The sequence below is a fragment of the Exiguobacterium marinum DSM 16307 genome, assembly GCF_000620845.1.
Taxonomy (GTDB): domain Bacteria; phylum Bacillota; class Bacilli; order Exiguobacteriales; family Exiguobacteriaceae; genus Exiguobacterium; species Exiguobacterium marinum.
The window spans coordinates 1,998,623-2,025,586 of record NZ_KK211189.1; the positions used below are offsets into that span (position 1 = coordinate 1,998,623).

Consider the following 26,964-nt stretch of genomic DNA (forward strand, 5'->3'; position numbering starts at 1 on the left):
TATCATATCACAGGCAAAATTAAGTGACCATACAAAAAGAAGCGGGAGTATGACTCCCGCTTGAACGATCATCTTATTTTGAGTCGTCCGAAGAGTCATCCCCTGTCAATTCAGAAACAGAGAATCCTCCTTGGTCGCTATATTCATCGAGCAACGCTTGGTCATCATCTTGACGAGTCGGTTCAGATGATTCGAGTGCACGCATCGACAATGAGATTTTCTTATCGTCAAGATGAACGTCCAACACTTTCACTTTCACTTCCTGGCCTTCTGACAATACTTCAGATGGCGTTGCGATGTGACGATTCGCAATTTGTGAGATATGAAGGAGTCCTTCCACTTGCGGCGCGACTTCAACGAACGCACCGAACGTTACGAGACGTTTGACCGTTCCTTCAATCACGTCCCCTGGTTGGATTTTCCCTTCGATGGTTTCCCACGGGCCTGGTTGCGTTTCTTTAATCGAAAGTTTCACTTTTTCATTATCTAAATCGAGTCCGAGAACTTTCACTTTGACACGATCGCCTTCTGTTACGACATCGCTCGGCTTCTCGACACGGCTATGAGCCATTTCAGAGATGTGAACGAGACCGTCCACGCCACCGATATCGACGAACGCACCGAAATCTGTCAATCGTTGAACCGTTCCTTCGATTACTTGACCAACTTCAAGCGATTCGAGCGTTTCCGATTTCTTCGCGCTCATTTCTGCTTCGACAACTGCTTTATGTGACAAGATGACGCGATTTTTTTCGCGGTCAATCTCGACGACTTTTACGGTAATTGGATTGTTCAAGTATGACGAGAAGTCTTCAACGAAGTGACTTTCGACAAGGGATGCAGGGATAAACCCACGAATTCCGATATCGACGACAAGGCCACCTTTGACCTTATCTTTTACCATCACTTCAAACACTTCACCCGATTCGAATTTTTCGACGATTCGATCCCAAGCTGCTTCGGCATCGACGTCCTTTTTCGAAACGACCACTTCTTCGTCCGTGACTTTTTTTACTTTGACACGAATCTCGTCGTTCACTTGGAGTGATTCGTTTAAATCGTCTAGATGCATGCTTGATACTTCGCTAATTGGCAAAATCGCTTCGGTTTTATAACCGATATCGATCAGCGCTTGCTTATCCTCGATTTTGACGACTGTTCCGGTCACAATCTGACCACGATTAATTTCAAAATCAGGCATATCTTTCATTTCTTCGACCATTCCAACACTACCCCCTCACGATGAGTACAAAAAGGAGCGCCATAAGGCGCTTACACCTAGTATAAATCTCTTATAATTCCGAGAATTTGTCAAGGCGTTATGAAGATTGTACCTCTATTGAAAGAAGTTTAAACCTCAATTCCGTAATCCTTTCCTCACTTCGTGAGTGAATGCTTTAAATAGAGGTCAGCAATCGTATCCATGATCAAATCGGACGCTTCTTGCGCACTTGCCTTACGTGCTTTCAGTTCTGACAAGTCAATCGGCTTTCCGATGATGACGCGGAGTTTCGCACGAAACTTGTATTTCCCAATGATGGCAATCGGTAAGATGTGCGCCTCCGAACGCATCGCAAAGAATCCGACACCCGCTTGTGCCTTCCCGAGCGTACCGTCTTTTGATCGCGTTCCTTCCGGAAAGATAGAGATGACTTCATCCTCTTTCAACTTTTGAAGCACGACACGAAGTGCTTGACGGTCACCTTCCCCACGTGACACCGGAATCTGACCTGCCCGCTTCAAAATATGCTTCAATACCGGAACACTAAAAAGTTCCTTCTTGGCAAAAAATCGGAGCGGACGCTGCTTTGGAATGGCGCACGCGAGAAGCACGGGATCCCAATTCGATTGGTGATTCGAGCAGACGAGAATCGACCCGTCCATAGGGACATTCTCTCGTCCGATAAATTCGACTCTGAATAATGCCCGTTGAATGACGTTCACGACGGCTGTTGCCAGCCGATACATACCGAACGGTCCATTGTTTAATGGTTTACTCATGCTTTCACCTCTTCAATTAATCGTTCGATTGCTTGAACAACGCCATCAATCGCCAACGTCGTCGTGTCAAGGAAGTGTGCATCGTCAGCTTGGCGGAGAGGAGCGACTTCACGTTCTGAATCCCGTTTATCACGAAGCGCTATTTCTTGTTTCAATAGTTCGTAATCACTCGCAATCCCTTTTGACAGGTTTTCTTCGTGACGGCGACGAGCTCGCTCTTCGACCGATGCCGTCATGAAAACTTTCAAATCGGCATTCGGGAGAACATGCGTCCCGATATCGCGACCGTCCATAACGACCCCACCATGTTTCGCCAAATCGCGTTGTAAATCCATCAAGGCATCTCGCACTTCCGGTTGGCGTGCGACAAAACTGACGTTATTCGTCACTTCACTCGAGCGAATGACGTTCGTCACTTCCTCCTCTCCATCGAATACACGCTGTCCTTCTTCAGAAGGAACGAGTCGAAGCGTCATCTTCTCAATCATCCGAGCAAGTGCAGGTCCATCTTCGAGCGCAATCCCTTCGCTCAGCGCACGAAACGTGACTGCCCGATAGATGGCACCTGTATCGATATAGACATATCCCAATTGTTTCGCCAATGACTTGGCGATTGTACTTTTTCCGGCACCCGCCGGTCCGTCTAAAGCAATTTGTAATGATTTTTTCATACAAAACGGGTATCGAGTGATCCCGATACCCTCCTCCTCTCGGTCAATAATCCCGAGAACATCATAACAGTTTTTTATCGTGAAGAAAATACAGACCCTGTCCGTTTTCGTGCTTCAAGCTGAATGCGGAAACAGTATCGTAAAATCGTTTCCTGGTCACGTGATGTCAAATCTTCAAAGGCTAAGGAAAGTTCCTGCTTCACTTCTTGCTTATGTATCCGCACAAGGCGGCTCTTTACACGGAAGAGCTGAGGTGTACCATGTTCGTCTTCAATTCGAAAGACGACGATGAGCGACTCATCGACATCGACCGGCGCACGGTTGGCGATGATTTTCATCCCACCGGCGGAAACGTCGAGCGACATCGTCTCGAATGATTCAAAACTATCTCCGTCGGTCGCGAGCACTTTCACGTCAATCATTTCAGGGACTCGTAAGTATTCACGACGCTGGATCCGTTTGATTTTTTTCTCGTCCGGCATATTGAAGGCGTAGCGAAGCGTCATCTGTGCATCGCTGATTCGTTTCACGACTTTTGTATCGAATGCATACAATTGATTTTCTCCTTGAAAGAAATAGACTCGCAGCTGTTCCTCTTCATGTAAAAAAAACGTTTTTAACGTCGTCATGTCGCTCGGTGATTCAATCCATACGACTTGATCAGTAATGGCGGCAATCTTCGTTTTCCCCTCAGCGCGCCCTTCCACTTCAATTCTCAACTCTTGACCTTCTTTTAACATACTTATTCTTCCCCTTTATTTAAATTGACGACGATTAGACAGATTGGCAGCTCGTACGAGCAAAAGTGCCACCATCCATAAAATGACGATATAGAGCACGGCAGGCAGTTTGTGGTTCGGTTCAAGAATCAAAATCAAATCGAACGTTCCGTGAATGACTGTTGCGGAAAGGACCGCCATGAATAGCCACAGACGTTCACGTGTCGAGTGCTTTGCCCGTCCTAAACAATAACCCATCACGACTGCGAACAAAGCATGTCCACTTACCGGCAGAACGGCTCGCCAAATCGCGATTTCTAATGAATCATACACCCATAAGTATAAAAAATTCTCCAATGTCGCAAAGCCTAATGAGCAGGCGACCGCATAGAGAATCCCGTCGTAGTAATCATCAAAGACTTTATGTATATATATTGTATAATAAATCATAAACCATTTAAAAAACTCTTCAAGTAAGGCAGTAGTGATATACGCCTGCCAAAACGGTCCAGTAAGCACTCCTTCTTCAACGAACGCATATTGGATAAACATGATCGGAAACACGAGAACGGCCCCGGCCACGAAAGAACGAATCACATATCCGAGCGGTTCTGCTTCTAGTTCATGGCGAAGATAGAAGTAGGATAGAAGGGCGAGCCCAGGTGCAACCGCAGACAAAGCGATTGCGATCATCATACATCTCCCCTTTCTTTCTTTAGCATACACTGAATTGCTTGAAAGAAAAAGTATAGAACGCCTAGAAAATGGAAATCTTCATAAAAATAATTAGGAGGACATCTATGAATCATTTATTACTCATCCACACCGGCGGTACGATCGCCATGTCTCAATCTGGCACTGGTCACGTAGAACCAAGCGACGTCAATCCGATTGATGCCACACTTCCGAAAGCGACAGATATCGCTCATATTACAACGAAACATTTTTCGAATATCCCGTCACCACACATGACACCAGAAAAAATGCTTGAGTTGGCGCATTTTATTCAACGAGAATTGACGCAAGATACGTATGATGGGGTTGTGATCACACACGGTACCGATACGCTTGAAGAGACTGCTTACTTTCTGCAGATCACGCTCGGCGCACCAGTCCCAATCGTCTTGACGGGTGCGATGCGTTCCTCGAATGAAGTCGGTTCGGATGGAGAATTCAATTTAATTACTGCCCTTCGTGTCGCAAAAAGTGAAGCCTCCCGTGGAAAAGGGGTACTCGTCGTATTTAACGGCGAAATCCACTCGGCTTTCAACGTCACAAAAACCCACACTTCTTCGGTCGATACGTTCAAATCCGTCCACTTCGGAAATGTGGGTATGGTCACAAAGGACCACGTACTCATCTATAGTCAACCGATGACTAGACAGCCGAAAATGATTCCATCCATCACAAAACGCGTCGCGGTCTTGAAAGTTGTTGCCGGGATGGAACCTGATTTACTCGAATCTGTGATCACTCTCGGATACGACGGACTCGTCCTCGAAGTGTTAGGCCAAGGGAACGTCCCACCGTCTCTTCTGTCAGCACTCGAACATTTGGTCGAGGAAATTCCAGTCGTGATTGTTAGTCGTTGCTTCAATGGCATCGTGCAAGATGTATATGGATATGATGGTGGCGGCAAACAATTGAAAGAAATGGGCCTCATATTCTCAAACGGATTAAATTCACAAAAAGCCCGACTCCGGCTGCTCGTGGAACTCGAGTCCGGTTCCTCACAGTCAGTCATGGAACACAGTTTCAGTTTCCAACAATAACCTTGCGCACAAGCGTCTCCTTCCCTACAATGAGCAAAGAGGTGATTTTCAGTGAATAAACAAGCGATTATTGTCGGCGCTGGACCATGCGGTCTTTCGGCGGCCATCGAGTTAGAGAAGATCGGGGTTTCTTGTAGTGTGATAGAACGGGGAAATATCGTCGATGCAATCTATCGATATCCGACACATCAGACGTTCTTCTCATCTGCAACCCTGTTAGAAATCGGAGACATCCCGTTTATATGTAAAGACTTAAAACCACGAAGACAAGACGCACTCGTCTATTATCGGGAAGTCGTCACGCGCACCGGACTAAACGTTCACCCGTTTGAAACGGTTGAATCTGTCGAAAAAACCAATGACCGCTTCGTCGTGACTTCAAGACATGACCGACGCGGCGTCACAGTTCGTGAAGCGGACTATGTGATTTTAGCCACAGGGTATTACGGACGTCCACGTATGCTCGATGTACCAGGTGAATCGTTGCCACACGTCCATCATTATTTCAACGAGGCACATCCCTATTACCGTCAACACGTTACGATTATCGGCGGGAAGAACTCCGCTGTCGATGCTGCGATTGAGCTCGAAAAAGCCGGGGCATATGTCACAGTACTCTATCGAGGCGACTCGTATAGTCCTTCCGTCAAGCCATGGGTCCTCCCAAACTTTGATTCGCTCGTCCGTCATGAGAAAGTCCGAATGGAATTTGGCGCGACGATTGATCGAATCACTGAGGACGGTGTCTATTATCATCAATCTGGCGAAGAAAAACATGTTGATGCGGATTACGTTCTCGCAATGACCGGTTATCAACCAGACCATCATTTATTCGAAAGCTCAGGGATTATCATCGATGAAGAGAGTGGGGTCCCGACATACGACGAAGAGACGTTTGAAACGAACGTCGAACACTTGTTCATCGCTGGTGTTGTGGCAGCTGGGAACGATGCGAACAAGATTTTTATCGAAAATGGTCGATTCCACGGCAAGGCGATCGCAGCTACAATTGCGAATCGAATCCAAGTTTAACTCCCGCGCCTACGTCGATAAACCGCAAAGTATAGATAAAAAAGTTCGGTCAACTTGAGTTGACCGAACTTTTTTGATTAGACCCAACCGCGAAAACGTGACGCTTCCGCCATCTTCCGTACACCGACCATATAGGCAGCCAGACGCATATCGACTTTACGGGCTGAAGATGTATTGTAGACTGTATTAAACGAATGGACGAGCACTTTTTCAAGTTTTTCTTCAACTTCTTCTTCCGTCCAATAATAACCTTGATTGTTTTGTACCCATTCGAAGTAAGAAACCGTGACACCACCACTTGATGCCAAGACATCCGGCACAAGAAGAATCCCACGCTCTGTCAAAATTTTCGTCGCTTCGTTTGTCGTTGGACCATTCGCTGCTTCGACAACGATTGAAGCTTTGATGGCGTCCGCATTCTCTTCTGTGATTTGGTTCTCGATTGCTGCCGGTACGAGAATGTCACAATCAAGTTCCAACATGTCTTGATTCGAGATTGTATTTTTGAACAATGTCGTGATTGTACCGAATGAATCGCGACGATCTAACAAATATGGGATATCGAGACCGTTCTCGTCATGGATGGCACCGTAAGCGTCGCTGACCGCGATTACTTTCGCTCCAGCATCGTACATGAACTTCGAGAGGAAGCTACCAGCGTTCCCAAACCCTTGAACGACGACGCGTGCTCCTTTGAGTTCGATGCCACGACGGAGTGCCGCTTCCCGAATCATGATGGCCACACCCTTCGCAGTTGCTGTCTCACGTCCATGCGAACCACCAAGGACGAGTGGTTTACCAGTGATAAATCCAGGTGAGTTGAACTCATCGATTCGGCTATACTCATCCATCATCCAAGCCATGATTTGTGAGTTCGTAAACACGTCTGGTGCTGGGATATCTTTCGTCGGTCCAACAAATTGGCTGATTGCGCGAACGTAACCGCGACTTAAACGCTCAATCTCACGGAAGCTCATTTCACGTGGGTCGCAGACAATTCCGCCTTTTCCTCCACCGTACGGCAAGTCGACAATTCCTGCTTTCAAGCTCATCCAAACAGACAATGCTTTGACCTCTACTTCAGTTACGCTCGGATGGAACCGAATGCCTCCTTTTGTAGGTCCGACCGCATCGTTATGTTGGGCACGATATCCTGTAAATATTTTCGTCGAGCCATCGTCCATGCGAACTGGGATCCGAACGGTCAGCATGCGAAGCGGTTCTTTCAACAACTCGTACATCTCATCTGGATAGCCGAGTTTATCTAAAGCTTCGTGAATCACCTCTTGTGTCGATTCCAAGATGTTTTTTCGTTTTTGATGACCTTTTTCTTGATCCGTTATCATGAAGGTTTCCTCCCCTAAATTGTCAATTCTCCCCCAAGAATTAACCTCGTATTCGTTTAAAAGTATAGCCGATACGCGTTCAATTTGAAAGGGTTTTACAAAAATAATGAAAGCGTTTTCTTTAAGGATAGAATAATCGTTCCCTTACTTCGTTTCACGTTTTAATGCTAAATCGATGAAACGATCTAAGAGTTCCCCATAAGAGATACCAACTGTTCTTGCGCTATCCGGGAACAGGCTAAGCGGTGTCATACCAGGTAATGTGTTCGTTTCTAAAATATAGGCTTCTCCTATGTCAGAGACCAAAAAATCTGAACGCGAGTACCCTGAACAACCTAGCGCGCGGTGTGCGAGTATAGCAGCCTGCTGAACTTCTTCCGTTAGTTCTACTGGAATTTCAGCCGGACAAACATGAATCGAACCACCTTCTGTATACTTCGATTCATAATCGTAAAACTCATTTTTTGGAATGATTTCGATTACGGGTAACGCTTCTTCTTGCCCAAAGTTCCCGATCACCGGCACAGTCAATTCTTTTCCTTTGATATACTGTTCTACGAGAACCGCTGAATCACATGCGAACGCCTTCTCAATCCCAGTGCGCAACATCCCCTCATCAAACGCGATCGTCAAGCCGTTCGAAGACCCTTCTTGGGCAGGTTTGACAACACATGGGAACTCATTTCCCCACTCCCTTACTTTCGCATCAATAGACTTTGGGGATTCAATCAAAACATCCCGTGCAACACGAATGCCAAATGCAGCAAAAATAATCTTCGCTCTCGCCTTGTCCATCGCGAGGGCCGACGCCAACACACCTGATCCTGTGTACGGGATACCCGCCATCTCTAGTAAAGACTGGACTCGACCATCCTCTCCATACTTTCCGTGCAACGCACTGACGACAACATCGACATCTAATGTCAACAACTCGTTCGCTCGTTCCGGATGAAAGTCGATGGCCGTGACCTCGTGACCACGTTCCTTCAGTGCTTCAATCATCCCTCGTCCGCTTGTGAGGGAAACCTCTCGTTCTCCTGACACTCCACCATATAAAACAGCGACTTTCATTCCAATCTCTCCTTCAACTAACTACTAAAAATTCAAGTCTAATCATAACACGGACACCTTAAAAACAATAGGAACAGAAAAGTAAAAAAAGCCGTACTCATGCGAACGCATCGTACAGCTCTTTCACGGCTTGTTTCGTTTGAATTGTGTTTCCGTACTCCATCATGACGTATGGACTTACCGTAGTCGTTTTTCCATACTCGGACAAGATGGCAGCAAGCCTTTCTTCCACTTGTGCAGGAAGCACCTCCACAAAGTGGAGATAATAACGACCTTCATAGTGATAAAGCGCCCCACCCTGTTCGGTTTCATGTATATGTGGAAAGAGACGAATCGAAGCGTTGATTACATCTTCAAGGTCCTCGAACTGATAAATCAAGTGGTGAATCACGTCAATCGTCAGTCGAATCTCGACCTGCTCGATATCAAGCTCGGCAATTGCTTCACCTTTTTGAACATCGATGACGAGTCCATCACGAGGAAACATCGTCACGTTTAAATCAACCGCGCCTTGTGGAGAAAAGCCATACTCACTCTCTGCTGTTTCAAGCAACTCTTTCCACAGCTGTTGACCATTTTCTCCTACAATCGTATCGATGGCGATTCCACGTAACGAGAGTTCATTTGCAGTCACATATACACGAAGATGTTCTTTTGTTTGTTTTTCAAATCTCAATCGAAAACCTCCAGTGAATAATCAATCCTACTAATAAGCTACTCCCGTTTTAATCCCGTGTCAAATAGTTGATAACCATTTGGTCCATTCTTCCGGTGAGTCCCCAAGAAATGCTCCATTGAATCGATCTCGCTCAAGACTGACCGCATATCCACCTGCCCCGATTTTCAAATCAGAATGCTCTTCTTGAATATAATCGATGGCATCTAATAGGTCGGGGATATGTTCTGTCAGTGTGCATGCAAAAATGAGGCAAGTCGTATCGATATCATGCAATGCCTTACTCAAGTCTTCTTTCGGGAACCCTGCTCCCAAAAAGACGACATCGTATCCATGTTGACGTAAGTAAAGTGTAACGAACAACAAACCAATCTCATGCATTTCACCGGGCGCACATACACATGTAATGCGTGGAAGGAATGGATTCATCGGCATTTGAAGAGACAAAGTGGAGAGCCTTGCTCGTAAAAATGCCGTCGCAAAATGCTCATGGGCGATGGTAATCGATCCTTCTTCCCAACGTGAACCTATATCCATCAGGAGCGGTCCAATGATGTCCTTTGTCACTTTTTCAAAACTAAATGTATTAAATGCGCGATTGATTAAGTCGTGCGCTGACCGCTCATCAAAAGAGAGCAACGCATGAAGCAGTCCATCCTTCAATTCTTCGTCATATAACTTGGTAGATGATGGCTCTGGCTCTATTTCCGGCGCTTGATGTAGCTGTTGAATCGCTTGCGAGACACTCAGGCCTTCTTTTTGCTTATCGACCACCCATTTAATTTTTTCCACATCTTGATCTGAATATAGGCGGTGTCCAGATTCCGTTCTGCTCGGTACAATAAATTGATAGCGGCGCTCCCAAGCGCGAATCGTCGTAGGATTAACGCCCGTTAACGTCGCGACCGTTTTTATAGAGTATTTCGGCATCTCCGCCCTCCTCTCATACTCGTTCTATGATTTTAGTATATCCTCATTCTAAAAAGTTTACCCCTTTTATTGTGCAATCGTGTGTTTTTATAATTCGTCAATTAAAAAAGGGTGCGAACCTTGCTCGCACCCTACTTCAAAATATGGCATGTCGCCCGATATATATGAAAATGAGAATAATCGCTAACATGGCGAAAGTTAATGTCATCGCCAACGGGCGCTTCATCCAGTTATCATTTAACTTTCTCTTTCGTTCGTGCTCTTGTCTCTCAGATCGAGACGGCAATGTGTCCGCCAACTGCTCGCGTAAAGAATCCGCTTGATTCCGATGTCGCAACATATGCCCTCCTTTACCTTTTTTATCATTTTACTATGATATTATTCAAAGGAAAAGATTTGCGTCAACCGTATTTTCCATTCTGTCACATTTTCCCGAACGATTTTAGGTGTGTCTGGGAACACGATGGGGCCACATATATCGCAACATTCGTTTTGTTCAATCGTTGGTTCCGAAAAGTAGCGTAGTAAATAATCGCGCCGACACGTGCGAATGAGTGCATAATCCATCATCTGTCCAAGCTGACGGTATCGGTCGCGCCTTCTTTCTTTTACCCAATCCAGTGCTTCTTGAAGAGAACGTTCGGACAACAACTGCTTTAACAACAAGAATTTTGAATCTTCTTCATTCATTTTTAGTAAACGCGGTAGCTGCGCTAGAGAGATGCCGTTCTCACGCTCAAAATACGCCAAACGAACATCCTCGTCTTTTGGATATTGACCGTCAATCAAAAACTGCTGGATTCGCTCGTCCCCATCTGCATATAGGAGCACAGCAAACGCAGGCTGTCCATCGCGTCCGGCCCGGCCGATTTCCTGCATATACGCTTCGACCGTCGCAGGTAATTGGAAGTGGATGACCGAACGAACGTTATCTTTATTGACTCCCATTCCGAACGCGCTTGTACAGACCATGACCGACACCTCGTTCCGTAAGAATTGAGATTGCACGAGTCGTCGGTCTTCTGTAGACATTCCACCGTGATAAAACAATGCGTCTTCTAGCTCAAACGCCAGCGCCTCTGCCTCCCGACGTGTTGCCGTGTAAACGACGATCGGTTTCGGAATCTCTCGAACTAATTCCTTCAGTCTCTCGAGTTTCTTCTCTTTCTCCAGTCGCTCGACCATTAATCGAATCTCGGGTCGATTGGCTGAATGAACGAATTGTTCGGGTGAGAAGAGTGCTAACTTCTCAACGATATCCTGCTTTACGCTCTCAGGAGCCGTCGCCGTGACCGCCATACATTGCGGGCTGCCGATTTGCTTTCGCAACTCGCCTAACCGGGCATATTCTGGTCTAAATTCATGGCCCCATTGGGAGATACAATGCGCTTCATCAATTACAAGCATTTGAATTTTCACATTCGCCAACGCACGCGTGACATAAGGAACAGCCAATTGTTCGGGTGAGAGATATAAAAAACGATAACGCTTCAAATGATTGATGATGTCCTGCTTTTCTTCCATCGACTCCATAGATGTCAATCGGGCTACGCCACGCTCACCACGTTCCCGGATATGAAGCATTTGATCCTCAATCAGAGAGAGTAGCGGCGAGACGATGATCGTCAAACCTCCATTCTTTATGTAGGAGGGGAGTTGAAACGTCAACGATTTTCCCGCACCGGTCGGCATGACGGCCAAGACATCCTGTCCTTCCACCACTGCTTGAATGATGTCGTGTTGACCAGGTCGGAACGAATCATATCCAAAGACTCGTTTCAATGTCGATTCATACAAATGTCTCACCTCCTTTCAGCCTTGCGAACACAAGACGTATTTGAAAATAGCTGACGTTACCCATTTCTTCAAAGACAGGCTTCAAAGCCCAACTGACCGGATCTCGTAATTTTTCGATGGCGACAATGTCCTGCATCGGCACAAATTGTTCGAGCGGGAAGACAGCTAAATACATCGCCATCTCCACCACATGGTCTTCAATCGTACTCGTCCGCAATCGACGCCTTGCCTGAACTTGATCGAATGTGTATCCCTTCAGAAAGAGGTCATACGATTCATGCGCAGAATACGTCATCCGGTCTGTCGATAACCCATACGTGAACCCTCGGATTTTCGCATCTTCCGGTAACACTTTCAGCAACTCGTTCCATCCTGCCAAAAAATAGAGGCGGGCCGTTTCGGCATCGACATCAAGCAAACTAGCAATTTGTTCATACGTCAATCCTGTTTCGAACGCTCCAGTAAACCGGTAGACGACCGCAGTCGCATACGGATCCCCAACGTGATCAAGCGCTTTTTCAATCTCTAGATGGAACGTCCGCATGAGCGCTTTCCAATCACGATCGAGTTGCAATAACTGTTTTACCCATTGCTCTGCAGGACGGTCAGCTTGAACCGGATAAAATGTTCGCGCATGCTCTTTAGACATGAAGGTTTGCACGAATAAACTCAACCTTTTCCACGTCGTCGCATTATAGTCGCGTCGTTCTCCACCTAACCGATTGAATAAACGCTCAACAGCCTCAGGTGATGAGATCATTTCGCCTGCTTTCGTCAATTTGAATTGTTTTCGGTCCAACCACCCCCGTTTTTCAAATCCTTTCAACATGGACTCATATGAGTATGTCGCTTGCGGAAACTGTCCAAAAATAGACTCTAACTCATAGAAGAACGCATCTTGTAACGTTGTGGCCGAACGTTTCCCGTTCAGAACATGAAATAGACTACGTTCACTCCGTTCTCCATTTAATCGTTTAATGGCCAGCAGTAAAATCCCATCCGCTAAATGAACCAAATCGTCACTTCCTTAAAAAAAACATTATCGTACCAAAAAGACACTCGTTTCCTCATTGAAATAATTGGGTATGTAGACTACAATTACTCATAGTCAGTAGAATGATTTCTAAGAGAAACAAACCGTTTGGAGGGTTATTATCATGGCAAAATTTACTATCGTCGATAAAGATACATGTATCGCATGCGGAGCTTGCGGCGCAGCGGCACCAGATATTTACGATTATGATGATGAAGGTCTCGCGTTCAACTTGATGGATGACAACACAGGTACTGTTGAAATCCCTGATGAATTACACGAAGACATGATGGATGCATTCGAAGGTTGTCCAACTGATTCAATCAAAGTGGCGGACGAATCATTCGACGGCGATGCTCTAAAATTCGAATAATTTACGAAGGACGTATCGGTCATTTGACTGATATGTCTTTTTTCATGTCTTTTCGATTCACTCTCTTCTAATCATGACAGCTCTAGCCAAGTATAACAAAAAAGGTTGTTTGGCTTAAGTACCAAACAACCTTATCATAGTGGACATATGTCCTATTTCTAATCAGCGTTTCCCTTTAATATATGGGATACCGACCGACTTCGGTGCATCCGCACGCCCGACAAGACCAGCGAGTGCAAGAATCGTGAGCGCATATGGCGCAATCAACAGGAGAAGTTGTGGCACATTATTGATAATCGGCAAATTACTTCCGATAATCGAGAGCGCCTGCGCAAATCCAAAGAACAGTCCGGCGCCTAGCGCACCGAGTGGATTCCACTTCCCGAAGATCATTGCGGCAATCGCCAAGAAGCCTTGACCAACAATTGTCGTTCCACTGAAGTTCGTCGTAACGGTTACAGCATATACTGCACCGGCAAGACCACCAAACGCACCAGAGAGCATGACACCCATGAAGCGCATTTTCGTTACGTTGATCCCCATCGTATCAGCTGCCATCGGATGCTCACCGACTGAGCGAAGGCGAAGTCCAAACGGCGTCTTAAAGATGACGAACCATACGACAAACGCCAAGGCAATCGCCACAAATGATGTATATTGAACGTTAATGAAGAACATTTTGAGTACAGGAATATCTGATAAAAACGGTACGTTCTCTTTCGCAATCCGATATTCGATAAAGTCAGTTTGTCCTTTATTGTAGAGCACACGTACAACAAAGATGGCAAGACCGATCGCGAGCATATTGATTGCTACCCCAAGAACAGTTTGGTCCGCGCGCCACAGAATCGCAGGTACGGCCAAAAAGAGAGAGAATAATGCACCGACTACCATTGCTACAAGCAAGGCAATCCATGGACTGAAGACGCCAGCACCTAAATCAGTTAAAGTAAGCGTTGTGATAATCCCAGTCGCGGCACCGATGATCATAATTCCTTCGAGAGCAATGTTGACGACACCAGAGCGTTCGCTGAAAATCCCACCGAGTGCTGCGATAATGAGTGGAGTCGCATAGGCAAGTGCAACCGGTACGACGATATAGAGGACTTCTAAGAAGCTCATTTTTTCTCCACTCCTTTCTTACGATTTCCTTTTAGTTTTTCTACGACATAGTTGATGGCGTAACCAGATGCCACAAAGATGACGATTGCTGCAATGATGACTTTGACGAGTTCTGACGGTACGTTCGCACCAAGTTGCATCGCCAAACCACCAATATTCAATCCTGCAAAGAGAATCGCGGCGAGAACGACACCGATCGCTGTATTAGCTCCTAAAAGGGCCACGGCAATCCCATCAAATCCGACACCTGTGAACGATGCCGATAAAGTCATACTTCCGAATGTTCCAAGACCTTCCATAGCTCCAGCAAGTCCAGCGAACATACCTGAAATGACGAACGACAGGACGATATTTCTGTTTACGCTCATTCCTGCATATTGAGATGCATTTTTGTTGAACCCAACTGCACGTAACTCATAACCAAGCGTCGTACGCTGAAGAATATAGTAGTACACAATTGCTGCAAGGACAGCGACGAGAACACCCCAGTGAAGTCGAGAATATGTCGTCAACTCTTGTAGCCAAGGTGATGCGAGAGATGCAGACTCATTGATTGATTCTGTCCGTTCGTTCGTCACACCGATGACATTACGCAAAATCGCATTTGTCGTATAAAGTGCGATATAGTTCATCATAATGGACGTGATGACTTCATGGACGTAAAACTTCGCTTTCAAGAATCCTGGTACGAAAGCCCAAATTGCTGCTGCGATCATTGCTGCGAGAAGCGCGAGCGGCAAGTGGATGAACATCGGCAAACCATCGAAGTTGATTCCTACATATACGGCCGCGACCCACCCAATCAATACTTGACCTTCTACCCCGATATTGAAAAGTCCTGTACGGAAGGCGAACGCAACGGCAAGACCCGAGAAGATGAGCGGTGCAGCCGCTCGCAGCGTTTCACCGATGGCATACGGACTACCAAACATTCCTTCGAATAATGAGATGAACCCTTGAACCGGGTCGTAACCACCGATCAACATGACGATGGCACCGACGAGAAGACCTAAAATAATCGATAGGAATGGAATGAGGAGCTGGTTTAAACTTAATTTTTTCATTCTGTTTCGTCCCCTCTCTGACCGCCGGCCATCAAGAAGCCAAGTTCTTGTTCAGTCGTCTCTTTCGGATCACGAATCCCTACGATTTTCCCTTCGTAAAGAACAGCAATACGGTCGGATACGTGTAAAATTTCATCAAGTTCGAATGAGATGAGCAAGACGGCGCGTCCTTTTTCACGCTCTTTAATGAGCTGTTCATGAATAAATTCAATCGCACCGACGTCAAGACCACGTGTCGGTTGTGCAGCGATGAGTAAATCTGGTGAACGGTCGACTTCCCGGGCGATGATTGCCTTCTGCTGGTTCCCTCCCGAGAGCGCACGCGCCGGCACATCGATAGATGGAGTTCGGACGTCAAACTTCTCAATTAACGCCTTCGCCTTCTCTGCAACAGCTTTGTAATTCATTAGCCCTCGCTTAGAGAAAGGTTCTTTGTAATACGTTTGTAAAACCATGTTGTCCCGAATCGAGTAGTCGAGGACGAGTCCGTGTTTATGACGGTCTTGCGGAATATGTCCGATGCCGGATTCCGTCATCTTACGCGGTGTTTGACCAGTCACATCTTTCCCATTGAGCTGAACTTTTCCTGATTCCGGTTTTTTAAGACCCGTAATCGCTTCAATTAACTCAGTTTGACCGTTACCATCGATTCCAGCAATTCCGAGCACTTCCCCAGCCCGAATTTGCAAGTCTAATCCTTCAACGACCTTCAATCCACGGCTGTCTTTAACGACGAGCCCTTGAACATCGAGAACAACTTGTTGCGGTTCTGCTTTTGAATACTCAGCAGCGAAGTTGACTTCACGCCCGACCATCATTTCAGCCAGACTATCTTCATTAACCGTTTCATCCACTTCAACCGTTCCAATGTAGCGACCACGACGAATGACCGTACAACGGTCCGCCACTTGCATGATTTCCTTCAGCTTGTGCGTAATCAAGATGATCGACTTACCTTCAGCAATCAAACGTTTCATAATTTGGATAAGTTCTTGAATCTCTTGCGGCGTCAACACTGCCGTCGGTTCGTCGAAAATCAAAATATCCGCTCCACGATAGAGCGTTTTCAAGATTTCTACTCGTTGCTGCATACCGACCGAAATATCTTCAATCTTCGCATCTGGATCAATTTTAAGTCCGTACTGTTCTGAAATATCCATTACCTTTTGACGAGCTGACGCGCGATCGATTGTTACACCGCTCTTCGGCTCAAGTCCAAGGATGATGTTCTCCGTGACGGTAAACTTTTCAACCAACATAAAGTGTTGGTGGACCATCCCGATCCCAAGATCATTGGCGATGTTCGGATTCTCAATATCAACTTTCTTCCCGTGTACGCGAATCTCTCCGCCTTCAGGCTGATATAGACCAAATAACACGTTCATGAGCGTCGACTTCCCGGCCCCGTTTTCTCCTAGAAGCGCATGGATTTCTCCTTTACGCAATTGGAGCGTGATATTATCGTTCGCAACGAACGTACCGAACTCTTTGCGAATATTTAGCATTTCAATTACATATTCCAAGGAAGTTCACCCCTAACTTTAAGTAAAGGGAGACCACATGGGTCCCCCCTATACTCAAATGAATTATTTTACTGTTTTCATGAACTCTTCGAACTCAGCGTCAGTTGCTGGTGCAACTACCTCGCCGTCGATGATTTGTTGACGATACTCGTCAACTTTCGTAAGAACGTCAGCAGCAACGTTTTCTTCAGAAGTTGGCGCGATTCCTACACCTTCGTCTTTAAGAGAGAACTCAACGATTTCACCAGCTGGGAACTCCCCGTCCATTGCCATTTTCGAAACTTCAAGTGTAGCTGTATCTACACGTTTAACCATTGATGTAAGTGTGACGTTTTCTGGAAGTCCTTCTTCATACTGGTCACGGTCAACGCCGATAACCCAAACATCTTCGCCGTTCTTCTTACGGTTTTTCGCTTCTGTGAATACCCCTACACCCGTACCACCAGCTGCGTGATAAATGATGTCAGAACCAGAACCGTACATACCTGAAGCGATCGCTGTTCCTTTTTCAGCTGAGTTGAAGTCTTCAGCATATTTCACATCGATTGTCGCCTCAGGGTTTACAGCCATTACACCAGCTTTAAATCCATTTTCAAACTTCTTGATCAAATCTGACTCTACCCCACCGATAAATCCAACTTTGTCAGTTGTAGTCGTAAGACCAGCAACAACACCTACGAGGAACGAACCTTCTTGTTCTTTGAAAGTGATTGAAGCAACGTTCGGAGCGTCAACAACCATATCGACGATTGCAAAGTTGTTGTCAGGGAATTGTTCTGCAACTTTACCAATATCTTCTGCCATCAAGAAGCCGATTCCATAGATCAAATTAAAGTTATCGCGTGCCAATTGCTGTAAGTTTGGCTGATAGTCTGCTTGTTTTGCTGACTGAAGATATTTATATCCTTCGTTTTCAGTCAAGTCGTTTTCTTCACCGAATTTTTTCAACCCTTCCCATGCAGATTGGTTGAACGATTTGTCATCTACACCGCCGGTATCAGTAACCATCGCTACTTTGAAGTCGCTACCTTCTCCGCCTTCACCGTTTGTAGATGAGCCACCTTCGTTGTCATCGCCACCGCAAGCTGCGAGTACTGTAGAGAGTGTGAGTCCTGCTGCTAAAGCTGAGAGAATCGTTTTCTTTTTGTTCATCATCGTCGTGTTTCCCCTTTCGGTTCATAACAAATTTTGTTGTCATGTCATCAGTAGTCTTTACACCGGTATAAGAAAGCGCTTTCACGCTATTCCCCAAAAATAACCCTTTCCGTCAAAAAACTGGTCGTTTTACACTCGTTTACGTACGACATGGAAATCGAATCGATCTGCCCGGAAAAAGTTGGCCGAATCGAGCAATGGTAAATCACTCTCATCGTAATGCAATTGCTTTAAAGCGAGTAACGGTTGGTCCGTCTGAAGTTGTGACGATATGTCAGAGCTGACGCTCGGCTCAATATGCGTAATCGCATACGCGACTCGACGTCCTACCTCTTTTTCAAGAGCATCAAACAATGACTTCCCTTCAGTCAATGTTTCAGGATTTGAGACGAGATGGGCCGGCACTTTATCGACACAATATACGACCGGTGTGTCATCCGCATATCGAATTCGAACAATTCGATAAATCGGTGAGTTCGGCTCAATCTTGAGACGATCGGCTTCTCTCTCTGTTGCCAACACCTTCTCGGCCACCAATACTTTCGTTCCTGGTGTCATCTTCGCACGCGTAATCATATCAGTGACACTGAATAACTCTTCAATTCCTGATGTAAACGGCGGCTTGGAACTGATAAATGTCCCTACCCCATGCTTTCGCACCACGAATTTCTCATCTTCGAGAATTCGGAGCGCTTCACGAAGTGTTGCTCGACTGACTCCGAGTTGTTTCGAAAGTTCGAATTCCGAAGGTAACTTTTCGCCTTCCCGATAGACACCAGCGTCGATATCTTGCTTAATTTTTTCAATTACTCGAAGATAGAGCAATCGATGATCGAGCTTAATCGACATTGGCCTCACCACCTTTAATTTACTTACCAGTGCTCAGACATCTGACGTATGAATGTCCTTGCCAATATTAAGTATAGGGATTCGAGAATTAGAACGCAATAGTTTTTGTTCGGAATCAGGGAAATATTTTTTTTAATCGTGTTGAACCGTACCACTGAGTCCATTTTACTCTTTTCTTTCATGTTTGAAAAAACTTTGTAAAATGAAAACGTTATTAAAATATGTAAGCGTTTCAAGGTTTTTTAAAAGTATGCACTATTAAATAATATAGGTCATATGTGCTATATTACATTTCTATTATAACGAACCTCTTTAATTATCGCTAATATTTCCGCATTCTATGAATACCATTAAAAAACGAACGATTATATATGAATACATATAATCGTTCGTTTTTATTATTATTCTTCTCGTTCTTGAATGAACACTTTTCGAGGTTTCGAACCTTCTGACGGCCCCACGTAACCGGCTTCTTCAAGCGAATCGATCAATCGGGCAGCCCGATTATACCCGATTCGAAATCTTCGCTGAATCATCGATGTCGATGCCGTTTCCTGAGTAACGATGAATTGAACGACTTCTCCGAACAATGAATCATCCGAGTCGATTGTCGTCACTTCTTCCTCTTTCGGCATCATCGCTTCCACATACTGCGCTCGTTGCTGTGCGATGACATGATTGACGACCATCTCGACTTCTTGGTCGGAGACGAACGCTCCCTGAATACGGACAGGTTTATTCATACCGTTCGCAAGCATCAGCATATCCCCACGTCCGAGCAATTTCTCTGCTCCCCCTCCGTCAAGAATAGTTCGCGAATCGGTTTGAGAAGAGACCGCAAATGCAATCCGTGATGGGATATTCGCCTTGATGACCCCAGTGATTACGTCAACCGATGGGCGCTGAGTAGCGAGAACCATATGAATACCTGCAGCCCTAGCCATTTGCGCAAGTCGCATAATCGCATCTTCGACATCATTTGATGCGACCATCATCAGGTCTGCTAGTTCATCGACGATAACGACGATGAACGGTAGACGTTTCGCATCTTCATCGTCTGATTGATTGACGAGTTCATTATACCCTTCAATGTTGCGTACCCCGTATCGACTGAATAGTTCATAACGTCGTTCCATCTCGGCAACTACCTGTTTTAGTGCCTGAGCGGCTTTCTTCGGGTCTGTGACAACCGGAGTCAATAAGTGAGGAACACCGTTATATACATTCAATTCGACCATTTTCGGGTCAATCATCATGAGCCGGACCTCATCAGGTCGAGAACGCATCAACAAGGATACGATCATGCCGTTGATACAAACTGATTTTCCTGAACCTGTTGATCCCGCGACGAGCAAATGCGGCATTTTGTTAAGTGAGATTCCGACGGTCTCCCCACTGATACTACGACCAAGAGCGACGAGCAATTTTGAATCGTCTTGTTTGACTGGATCTGCTTCAAGCACTTCTCGTAAGCACACCGGAGCGACTTCCTGGTTCGGTACTTCAATACCGATGGCCGCCTTCCCTGGGATCGGTGCCTCAATTCGGATATCTTTAGCAGCAAGTGCAAGTGCTAAATCATCACTTAACGAGGTGATTCGACTTACTTTCACACCAATATCTGGTTGTAACTCATATTTCGTAACGGTTGGTCCGAGATGAATCTTTAACACTTTGACTCCGACACCAAATGACTTTAGTGTTTTCACGAGTTTTGCCGCATTCTCTTTCAAGCGCGCATTTTCTCCCGATAAATCAGTGATTACCGGCTCCTTTAAGTTTGAAAAAGGAGGGAGTTCATAAGTATCTGAGACATCTTGAGCTGCAGTCATCATCATCTCTTCTGTCGTGCTGGATGCATCAGTTTCCGTAGATTGGGGTGTTTCCGTTTCAGCATCTTTCTTTTCTGCCACAACTTTCTCGCTAAACCCAACAATCGGGATGTCATTCATCGTGACCGTGTCTGACTCTGATTCAGATGCTAACTCTCTTTCCGTATGTAACACCTTTTGATTTTGTTGTGCAGTACGTGTTCGATTCGAAGCTTGCTTCTTCTCAGTTTTTGGTCGTGCTTGCCATTCTTTCTTCACAGCTACAACGGATTCACTCATTCGATGGTACAGCTTGCCCCAAACTGTCGGCACATACAGAGATACTCCGACAACGAAGAACACGACGCCTAAAAAGACGAGACCAAAATCAGAAAACAAATACTGATTTAAATCATATAAAGCACCATTGACTCTACCACGCTCTTCTCCCCACAATAAGTCACCGAACAACAAGAGTGAGGCGGTCATATTGAGTAAACCTGCTCGTTCCATCGGTCTCATTGAATTGAGCACGACCCATAAGATGACGGCTACCATCAAATAAGTAAGCGCACCCCAACCACCAAAAATATATTCGGACAGCTCGGACAACTGTTGACCAATCCAGCCTAAATTAAAGAAGGCAAATACGAATGCAACGATGGAGAGAACAAAAATCCCCCATCCGTATGTACGTGGCGCAATCGGTTGTTTTTTTCGTTTTCTCGTATTTCGTGTCGCAGGTCGCTTACGCTTCACGGGAGTCTTTCTTGTTTTTTGTGCCACTATAGTCCCTCCTAAAAAAAGAAGGCAAAAGTCGGATGACTTTTGCCTCACTCACATTCCATTAAATCTCCATGATGATCGGCAAGATCATCGGACGACGTTTCGTCTGTTCAAACAAGAAGACGCTTAGTCGCTCGCGGATATTTGATTTCAATTCGGTCCAGTCACTGCCAGCTTGCAGACTCTTTTCAATCTGTTTCGTGACAATACGGTTTGCCTCTGAAATCATCTCTTCCGACTCTCGCATATACACGAATCCACGTGAGATGAGTTCAGGTCCTGAAATCAATTTCTTCTGTTTTCGATTCAATGTGACGACACAAAGGACAACTCCATCTTGTGACAATAATCGACGATCACGAAGAACGATGTTTCCGACATCGCCGACGCCGATTCCGTCAATCAAGACATTACCAGCAGGAACTTTTCGGCTCATCCGGGCTTTTCGACCTGTAAACTCAACGACATCACCTTTTTCAACGATGAAGATATTGTTTGATTTTACACCTACTTGTTCAGCAAGTTTTGAGTGCGCCATTTGCATACGATATTCACCGTGAATCGGTAAGAAGTATTTCGGTTTGACGAGGTTGAGCATCAACTTCAACTCTTCTGCCGAACCGTGCCCTGATACGTGAACTTTACGTTGGTTATAAATGACGTTCGCACCAGAGCGGAATAATAAATCAATCGTCTTCGAAACTGACTTCTCATTCCCGGGAATCGGAGTAGCGGCAATGACAACCGTATCGTTCAAACGAATGTTGACTTGTTTGTGCGCATTACGTGCCATACGAGTCAATGCTGCCATTGGCTCTCCTTGAGATCCCGTTGTTAAAATGACGACTTTATTATCCGGCAGTCGATTCACTTGCGACAATTCGACGAGTGTCTTCGCCTTGAAACGAAGGTAGTTTAATTTTTGAGCAACTTCGACGATATTGACCATACTACGACCTACAACCGCCACTTTACGGTCATTTGCTTCCGCTGCCGCGAATACTTGTTGCAAGCGATGGACGTTCGATGCGAACGATGCCACGATGACACGGCCTTCGGCTTGATAGATGACGTCGTTCAATTCAGCACCGACGAGCGATTCAGAACCAGTTTGTCCCGGTCGCTCTGCATTTGTCGAATCTGAAAGTAGAGCGAGAACCCCACGTTGTCCAATCGCCGCTAACTTGTTAAAGTCGGATTGCTTACCGTCGACCGGTGTATAATCAAACTTAAAATCTCCGGTATGGACGATTGCACCTTGAGATGTTTGAATACAAACACCGACACAGTCGGGAATCGAGTGATTGACGCGGAAGAATGTGATGAAATGATCAGCGATAGTCAATTTCGTTTTGGCGTCAATCATGCGAAGGTCGACTTCTTTTAACAAACCAGCCTCTTTTAATTTCAATTCAATCAACCCAAGAGTTAACTTCGTTCCGTATACCGGAACGTGCTTCAAATCGCGTAGCACGTAGCTGAGTCCACCGATATGGTCTTCGTGACCGTGTGTGATGAAAATTGCTCGTACGCGATCTTTGTTTTCTTTTAAATAGGTGATGTCTGGGATGACAATGTCAATCCCAAGCATCTCATCGCCTGGAAACATGAGTCCGGCATCGATGACGAAGATGTCGTCGTCTAGCTCCACGACGTACATGTTCTTCCCGATTTCGCCTACGCCTCCAAGCGCAAAGACGCTAATATTCTCTGTCTTCTTTTTAGACACTAACAAAAACCTCCTAATTGATTCATATTCTGTTTCGTCCCCTTATCGCTACTGAATATTGTAGCGGAAAACGGCTTCATTGCCAACATTTCCGTTCAATCTAATAGAGGCTTTAGTGCATCGGCAATCGGTACAACCGCTTCTTTGTCAGGTCGTTTCCCTGCGATAAGTTGTCGGATTGACAAGCCAAAGTCCATTTGGAGGTGAGGATAGTCCGGAAATGAGTTCCAGTCACCGCCCCATTCGAAGCCAAGCGCCTTCCCTAATTCCCCGAGTTCTTGCCAATCCGGTACATCATTTCGATTGCGGTCAGTGTTCAAATCATAGTCCACCTTGTTGTTATGGATAATGACGAAATCAATCGCAAGTCCATAGTTATGATAACTTTGACCCGCTTTGGCATTCGTCACAACTTGTCCTGGTTCAGACCGACCTTGTGCATACAAAGCATTTTGTTCCTTCGCCGAGCGATATCCTGATGTGAGTCGTACTTCAAGGTCTAGACAAGATTGCGCTAATCGTATGAACGAGACTCCTCGATTCACGACTTGTGGATGTAAACGGTCAAATTCAATCTTTGTCCTCGCTAACACGGCGTCCTCCGCCTCTTTGTTCCGCACACACATATCCGCCTCAAACGTAGGTTCGTCCACCCATGGTACCGGTTCAGGTTGCATATAAAAATAAGCTAGCGTAATTCCAATCAAGAAGGCGACCATCGCAAGTGATAACACACCTGTCCATCTCATCTTCTTAACCGTTTACGTAATCCTTTAAGGATTGGCAAACCTTTTTCGAGTGCCATATAGAAAGGACGATTTAAGACGAGATCAAATTCCCCGACCTTCTCAATCATGTCACTTCCCCATCCAGACTTGAAGGCATATAGACCTGCATATTCATCATTTGGGTCAGTACTTCCCGATACTCCACCGAAGTCATATCGCTCTGCACCGCTCTCCTTAGCTGCCTTCATCATTGTCCACTGCATCAAGTGGTTTGGCATGAATTCACGGAATTCATTGGATGAGGCACCGTATAAGTAATACGAGCGACGTCCTGCAAGTGTCAATAACCCACCCGACAAGACGATTCCATTCGGATATGTCTGGTCTAGTTCAACGAGCTCAGGTAACGCTTGTTCGGCTTTTTGAATTTGCGCTTCTGTCTGCTCTTTGCGGTTAAGAAGGCTCGTTCGTTTCTTTTCGAGCGTCTCCTTCTCTAACCCCCGTTCGATTTTACTCAACTCTTTTTTCGCTTTTTCGAGTGTTGCTTGTTGCTGTTCAAGCGCAATTTTCGGCTCAAGTTTGGTTAAAAATAGACGAGCATCATTCGGTTGTAGACAATCGTATAGGTTTTCAAAATAATCGAGACCTCGAGTGGCGAAACCATCACGCTCTCCTGTCACTTTCATCAGATTAGCGAACGTCTTGAGTCCATCACGATCGACTTCTGTACAGACAATGCCTTTCTTTTCAGCTAACCGAACATTATATCTGAACTTGTGATGGAATTTCGCAAAAATATCTTTCTCGCTTGGACGTAAATCTGTTTCCATCGTGAAACGGGGCTGTGCATAGTCAAATCCGCCACCATAGCCTTTATGTTTAAATCCAATCGCATCCATTTCCGTCAATAGACCAGGCATCTCGTCACGATCAATATTTGGGTCAATTTTAATCACGATGGCTTTATGTGCCGTCGCAACACGTTTTGCTTCATTCACAAGTGCTTGAAGAGATGCCAAGTCGTCATAGTCCACGACAAAACCACGAGGTGCATAACATAAAGTAAATGGTAATTTTGGAACACGTTTAAATAAAAGCAGAGCGGCACCGGTCGTCGCTCCATCACGCGCTACAGCGATGCGCTCTGATGTCCATCCATTTTGGCGCTTCACATCTCCCCAACTCGACAGTTGCAATAAATCACCACGGTCATGCGTTTTGACGAAGTCGTCATGTTCTTTTTCTGTCAACGTAATTGATTGTACTGCCATAAATCACGATTCCTCCGTATTCAAAATGGTTGCTCGGACAATCGCCTCTTCATCGAGCGGCAACTTTTCATTTCCGATAATCTGATACTTTTCATGCCCTTTTCCTGCTAATACGATGATATTATCCGCTTTGGCTAAACTTGCCGCATAACGAACTGCCTCTTCACGATCACCAATCTCGACATAACTGTCATGAGTCATTCCAGCCGCGATGCCGTTCGTGATGGATTCGTACGCTTCGAAGCGTGGATCATCTGTCGTGATGATGACGGTTCCAGCGTAGGTCGATGCCATCTCACCCATCGCCGGGCGTTTCGTGACATCACGGTTTCCACCGGTCCCAATTAAAAAGACAATCTTCTCTTTTGGTACGCCAACGAGGGACTTCAAACACTGTTCGATTCCATCTGGTGTATGCGCATAGTCTGCGTATACATTATAACCCGGGACGTCTAGGCGTTGCATTCGTCCTTTGGCAGGATGAATCGTTTCAAGTGCTTCAGCGATTCTCTCAAGCGAATATCCGGCAGCGAGAAGACAACCTGTCGCAAGCAACAGATTGTATACGTTGAACCGACCGATAAACTGTACGGTCACCGGGAGACGTATGCCTTGGTAGTTCAACACAAAACTCGTCTGAGAGAGTGTCTGTTCAATGTCCGATGCCATCAAGTCCGCTAGTGTATCGATTCCATATGTCAATACTTTAGCACCGGTCATCGTTTCGTAGAGCGCACTTTGGGCATCGTCTGCGTTCAAGACGGCTACTTTTCCCCGTGAAGCCATTTGACCGAGTTGTGCAAAAAGCAATCCTTTCGCACGCGCGTAATTTTCGAACGTACCATGAAAATCCAAGTGGTCATGCGTCAAATTTGTGAATCCTACGATGTCAAAATCCGTTCCGATGACACGACCAAGCTCAAGACCGTGTGATGACACTTCCATCATGACATCAGTCACGCCTTCGTCACGCATTTGTGCAAGCAACTGTTGAAGCTCTGAACTTTGAGGTGTTGTATTTTTACTTGGAACAATGTTGTCATTAATACGTACTTCGACAGTTCCAATCAATCCGGTCGAATGCCCAAGGACGTCAAGAACATCACGTAAGATCGTCGTCGTCGTTGTTTTCCCATTAGTTCCCGTAATCCCGAACAGTCGCATCTGTTCAGAGGGATACTGATAAAAAGCTGAAGCCAGTAGTCCGACTGAACGTGAGCTATCACGTACAATTAAGTTTGGAACCGTTAGCTCGAGTGGGCGTTCACTGACAACCGCTACCGCTCCTCGTTTCACCGCTTGCGCCGCGTATTCATGGCCATCGACCGTATAACCTTTGATGGCGACAAACAACGTTCCCGGAACTACTTCTCGCGAATCGGTCGTCACATGCGTCACTATGATGCCTTCAAGATTTGGTTGATTAATTAGTTGTATCGTCTTCACTAAATCCGTTAAGTTCAAGTCTTTCCCTTCTTTCACCTGTATCCTATCCACACTAAAGA

At 45.7% G+C, this 26,964-nt stretch carries 25 protein-coding genes; 3 read left to right on the forward strand and 22 right to left on the reverse strand.

Annotated features, from left to right (window positions below; translation table 11 throughout):
- Positions 1-73: 73 nt before the first annotated feature.
- The 5 genes from rpsA to prsW all read right to left on the reverse strand — a co-directional run bounded on the left by rpsA (position 74) and on the right by prsW (position 4,084).
- Positions 74-1,222: a 30S ribosomal protein S1 gene (rpsA, locus tag P400_RS0110635; protein WP_026826179.1), complete on the reverse strand. Its 1,149-nt coding sequence runs from the start codon at positions 1,220-1,222 to the stop codon at positions 74-76.
- Positions 1,223-1,377: 155 nt separating this feature from the next.
- Positions 1,378-2,001, reverse strand: a complete 624-nt coding sequence (locus P400_RS0110640; RefSeq protein ID WP_084483599.1) for a lysophospholipid acyltransferase family protein — start codon at positions 1,999-2,001, stop codon at positions 1,378-1,380.
- A complete protein-coding gene (cmk, locus tag P400_RS0110645; protein ID WP_026826181.1) occupies positions 1,998-2,672 on the reverse strand; it encodes a (d)CMP kinase in 675 nt (224 codons plus the stop codon). The genes P400_RS0110640 and cmk overlap by 4 nt, the downstream gene beginning before the upstream one ends.
- Positions 2,673-2,746: 74 nt before the next feature.
- Positions 2,747-3,412, reverse strand: coding sequence for a flagellar brake protein (locus P400_RS0110650; protein ID WP_026826182.1), 666 nt, complete (start codon positions 3,410-3,412; stop codon positions 2,747-2,749).
- Positions 3,413-3,427: 15 nt separating this feature from the next.
- Positions 3,428-4,084 (reverse strand): glutamic-type intramembrane protease PrsW, encoded by a 657-nt coding sequence (gene prsW / locus P400_RS0110655; RefSeq protein ID WP_026826183.1) that lies wholly within the window; start codon positions 4,082-4,084, stop codon positions 3,428-3,430.
- A gap of 107 nt (positions 4,085-4,191) precedes the next feature.
- Here prsW and P400_RS0110660 point away from each other — a divergent pair, with 107 nt between their 5' ends.
- Together P400_RS0110660 and P400_RS0110665 are read left to right on the forward strand one after the other, a co-directional pair.
- Entirely contained in the window at positions 4,192-5,163 is a 972-nt protein-coding gene (locus P400_RS0110660) for an asparaginase (RefSeq protein ID WP_026826184.1), read from the forward strand.
- Positions 5,164-5,214: 51 nt separating this feature from the next.
- Positions 5,215-6,195, forward strand: coding sequence for a YpdA family putative bacillithiol disulfide reductase (locus P400_RS0110665; RefSeq protein ID WP_026826185.1), 981 nt, complete (start codon positions 5,215-5,217; stop codon positions 6,193-6,195).
- Between the two features lie 77 nt (positions 6,196-6,272).
- Here the strand turns inward: P400_RS0110665 and P400_RS0110670 are convergent, their stop codons facing one another.
- The 7 genes from P400_RS0110670 to P400_RS0110700 all read right to left on the reverse strand — a co-directional run bounded on the left by P400_RS0110670 (position 6,273) and on the right by P400_RS0110700 (position 13,030).
- Complete coding sequence (locus P400_RS0110670) at positions 6,273-7,541, reverse strand: Glu/Leu/Phe/Val family dehydrogenase (RefSeq protein WP_026826186.1); 1,269 nt, start codon at positions 7,539-7,541, stop codon at positions 6,273-6,275.
- A gap of 144 nt (positions 7,542-7,685) precedes the next feature.
- On the reverse strand, positions 7,686-8,612 hold the full coding sequence (locus tag P400_RS0110675; RefSeq protein WP_026826187.1) for a D-alanine--D-alanine ligase: 927 nt from the start codon (positions 8,610-8,612) through the stop codon (positions 7,686-7,688).
- A gap of 97 nt (positions 8,613-8,709) precedes the next feature.
- Positions 8,710-9,288: an adaptor protein MecA gene (locus tag P400_RS0110680; protein ID WP_026826188.1), complete on the reverse strand. Its 579-nt coding sequence runs from the start codon at positions 9,286-9,288 to the stop codon at positions 8,710-8,712.
- Between the two features lie 60 nt (positions 9,289-9,348).
- Positions 9,349-10,218, reverse strand: a complete 870-nt coding sequence (locus P400_RS0110685; RefSeq protein ID WP_026826189.1) for a MerR family transcriptional regulator — start codon at positions 10,216-10,218, stop codon at positions 9,349-9,351.
- 136 nt (positions 10,219-10,354) lie between these two features.
- Positions 10,355-10,555, reverse strand: a complete 201-nt coding sequence (locus P400_RS0110690; protein WP_026826190.1) for a hypothetical protein — start codon at positions 10,553-10,555, stop codon at positions 10,355-10,357.
- A gap of 41 nt (positions 10,556-10,596) precedes the next feature.
- Positions 10,597-12,024, reverse strand: a complete 1,428-nt coding sequence (locus P400_RS0110695; RefSeq protein WP_026826191.1) for a RecQ family ATP-dependent DNA helicase — start codon at positions 12,022-12,024, stop codon at positions 10,597-10,599.
- On the reverse strand, positions 12,008-13,030 hold the full coding sequence (locus P400_RS0110700) for a helix-turn-helix domain-containing protein (protein WP_026826192.1): 1,023 nt from the start codon (positions 13,028-13,030) through the stop codon (positions 12,008-12,010). Before P400_RS0110700 ends, P400_RS0110695 begins: the two co-directional genes overlap by 17 nt.
- Positions 13,031-13,172: 142 nt before the next feature.
- Between P400_RS0110700 and P400_RS0110705 the strand changes: the two genes are divergently transcribed.
- A complete protein-coding gene (locus P400_RS0110705; protein WP_026826193.1) occupies positions 13,173-13,421 on the forward strand; it encodes a ferredoxin in 249 nt (82 codons plus the stop codon).
- A 162-nt stretch (positions 13,422-13,583) separates the two neighbouring features.
- Here P400_RS0110705 and P400_RS0110710 read toward each other — a convergent pair whose 3' ends face one another.
- The 10 genes from P400_RS0110710 to P400_RS0110755 form a co-directional block, all read right to left on the reverse strand.
- Positions 13,584-14,543, reverse strand: a complete 960-nt coding sequence (locus tag P400_RS0110710) for an ABC transporter permease (RefSeq protein ID WP_026826194.1) — start codon at positions 14,541-14,543, stop codon at positions 13,584-13,586.
- Positions 14,540-15,607 (reverse strand): ABC transporter permease, encoded by a 1,068-nt coding sequence (locus tag P400_RS0110715; RefSeq protein WP_026826195.1) that lies wholly within the window; start codon positions 15,605-15,607, stop codon positions 14,540-14,542. Before P400_RS0110715 ends, P400_RS0110710 begins: the two co-directional genes overlap by 4 nt.
- Positions 15,604-17,130: an ABC transporter ATP-binding protein gene (locus P400_RS0110720; protein ID WP_026826196.1), complete on the reverse strand. Its 1,527-nt coding sequence runs from the start codon at positions 17,128-17,130 to the stop codon at positions 15,604-15,606. The genes P400_RS0110715 and P400_RS0110720 overlap by 4 nt, the downstream gene beginning before the upstream one ends.
- Before the next feature lie 63 nt (positions 17,131-17,193).
- Positions 17,194-18,282 carry a BMP family lipoprotein gene (locus P400_RS0110725; RefSeq protein ID WP_026826197.1) on the reverse strand — a complete coding sequence of 363 codons (1,089 nt, stop codon included), beginning with the start codon at positions 18,280-18,282 and terminating at the stop codon, positions 17,194-17,196.
- A gap of 132 nt (positions 18,283-18,414) precedes the next feature.
- Entirely contained in the window at positions 18,415-19,134 is a 720-nt protein-coding gene (locus P400_RS0110730) for a GntR family transcriptional regulator (RefSeq protein WP_026826198.1), read from the reverse strand.
- Positions 19,135-19,535: 401 nt separating this feature from the next.
- Complete coding sequence (locus tag P400_RS0110735; RefSeq protein ID WP_026826199.1) at positions 19,536-21,731, reverse strand: DNA translocase FtsK; 2,196 nt, start codon at positions 21,729-21,731, stop codon at positions 19,536-19,538.
- 61 nt (positions 21,732-21,792) lie between these two features.
- Positions 21,793-23,460, reverse strand: a complete 1,668-nt coding sequence (locus P400_RS0110740; protein WP_026826200.1) for a ribonuclease J — start codon at positions 23,458-23,460, stop codon at positions 21,793-21,795.
- Between the two features lie 95 nt (positions 23,461-23,555).
- Entirely contained in the window at positions 23,556-24,209 is a 654-nt protein-coding gene (locus tag P400_RS0110745) for a M15 family metallopeptidase (protein ID WP_026826201.1), read from the reverse strand.
- Entirely contained in the window at positions 24,206-25,459 is a 1,254-nt protein-coding gene (locus tag P400_RS0110750) for a lipid II:glycine glycyltransferase FemX (protein WP_026826202.1), read from the reverse strand. Before P400_RS0110750 ends, P400_RS0110745 begins: the two co-directional genes overlap by 4 nt.
- A 3-nt stretch (positions 25,460-25,462) precedes the next feature.
- A complete protein-coding gene (locus tag P400_RS0110755) occupies positions 25,463-26,956 on the reverse strand; it encodes a UDP-N-acetylmuramoyl-L-alanyl-D-glutamate--2,6-diaminopimelate ligase (RefSeq protein ID WP_235181849.1) in 1,494 nt (497 codons plus the stop codon).
- Positions 26,957-26,964: the final 8 nt, after the last annotated feature.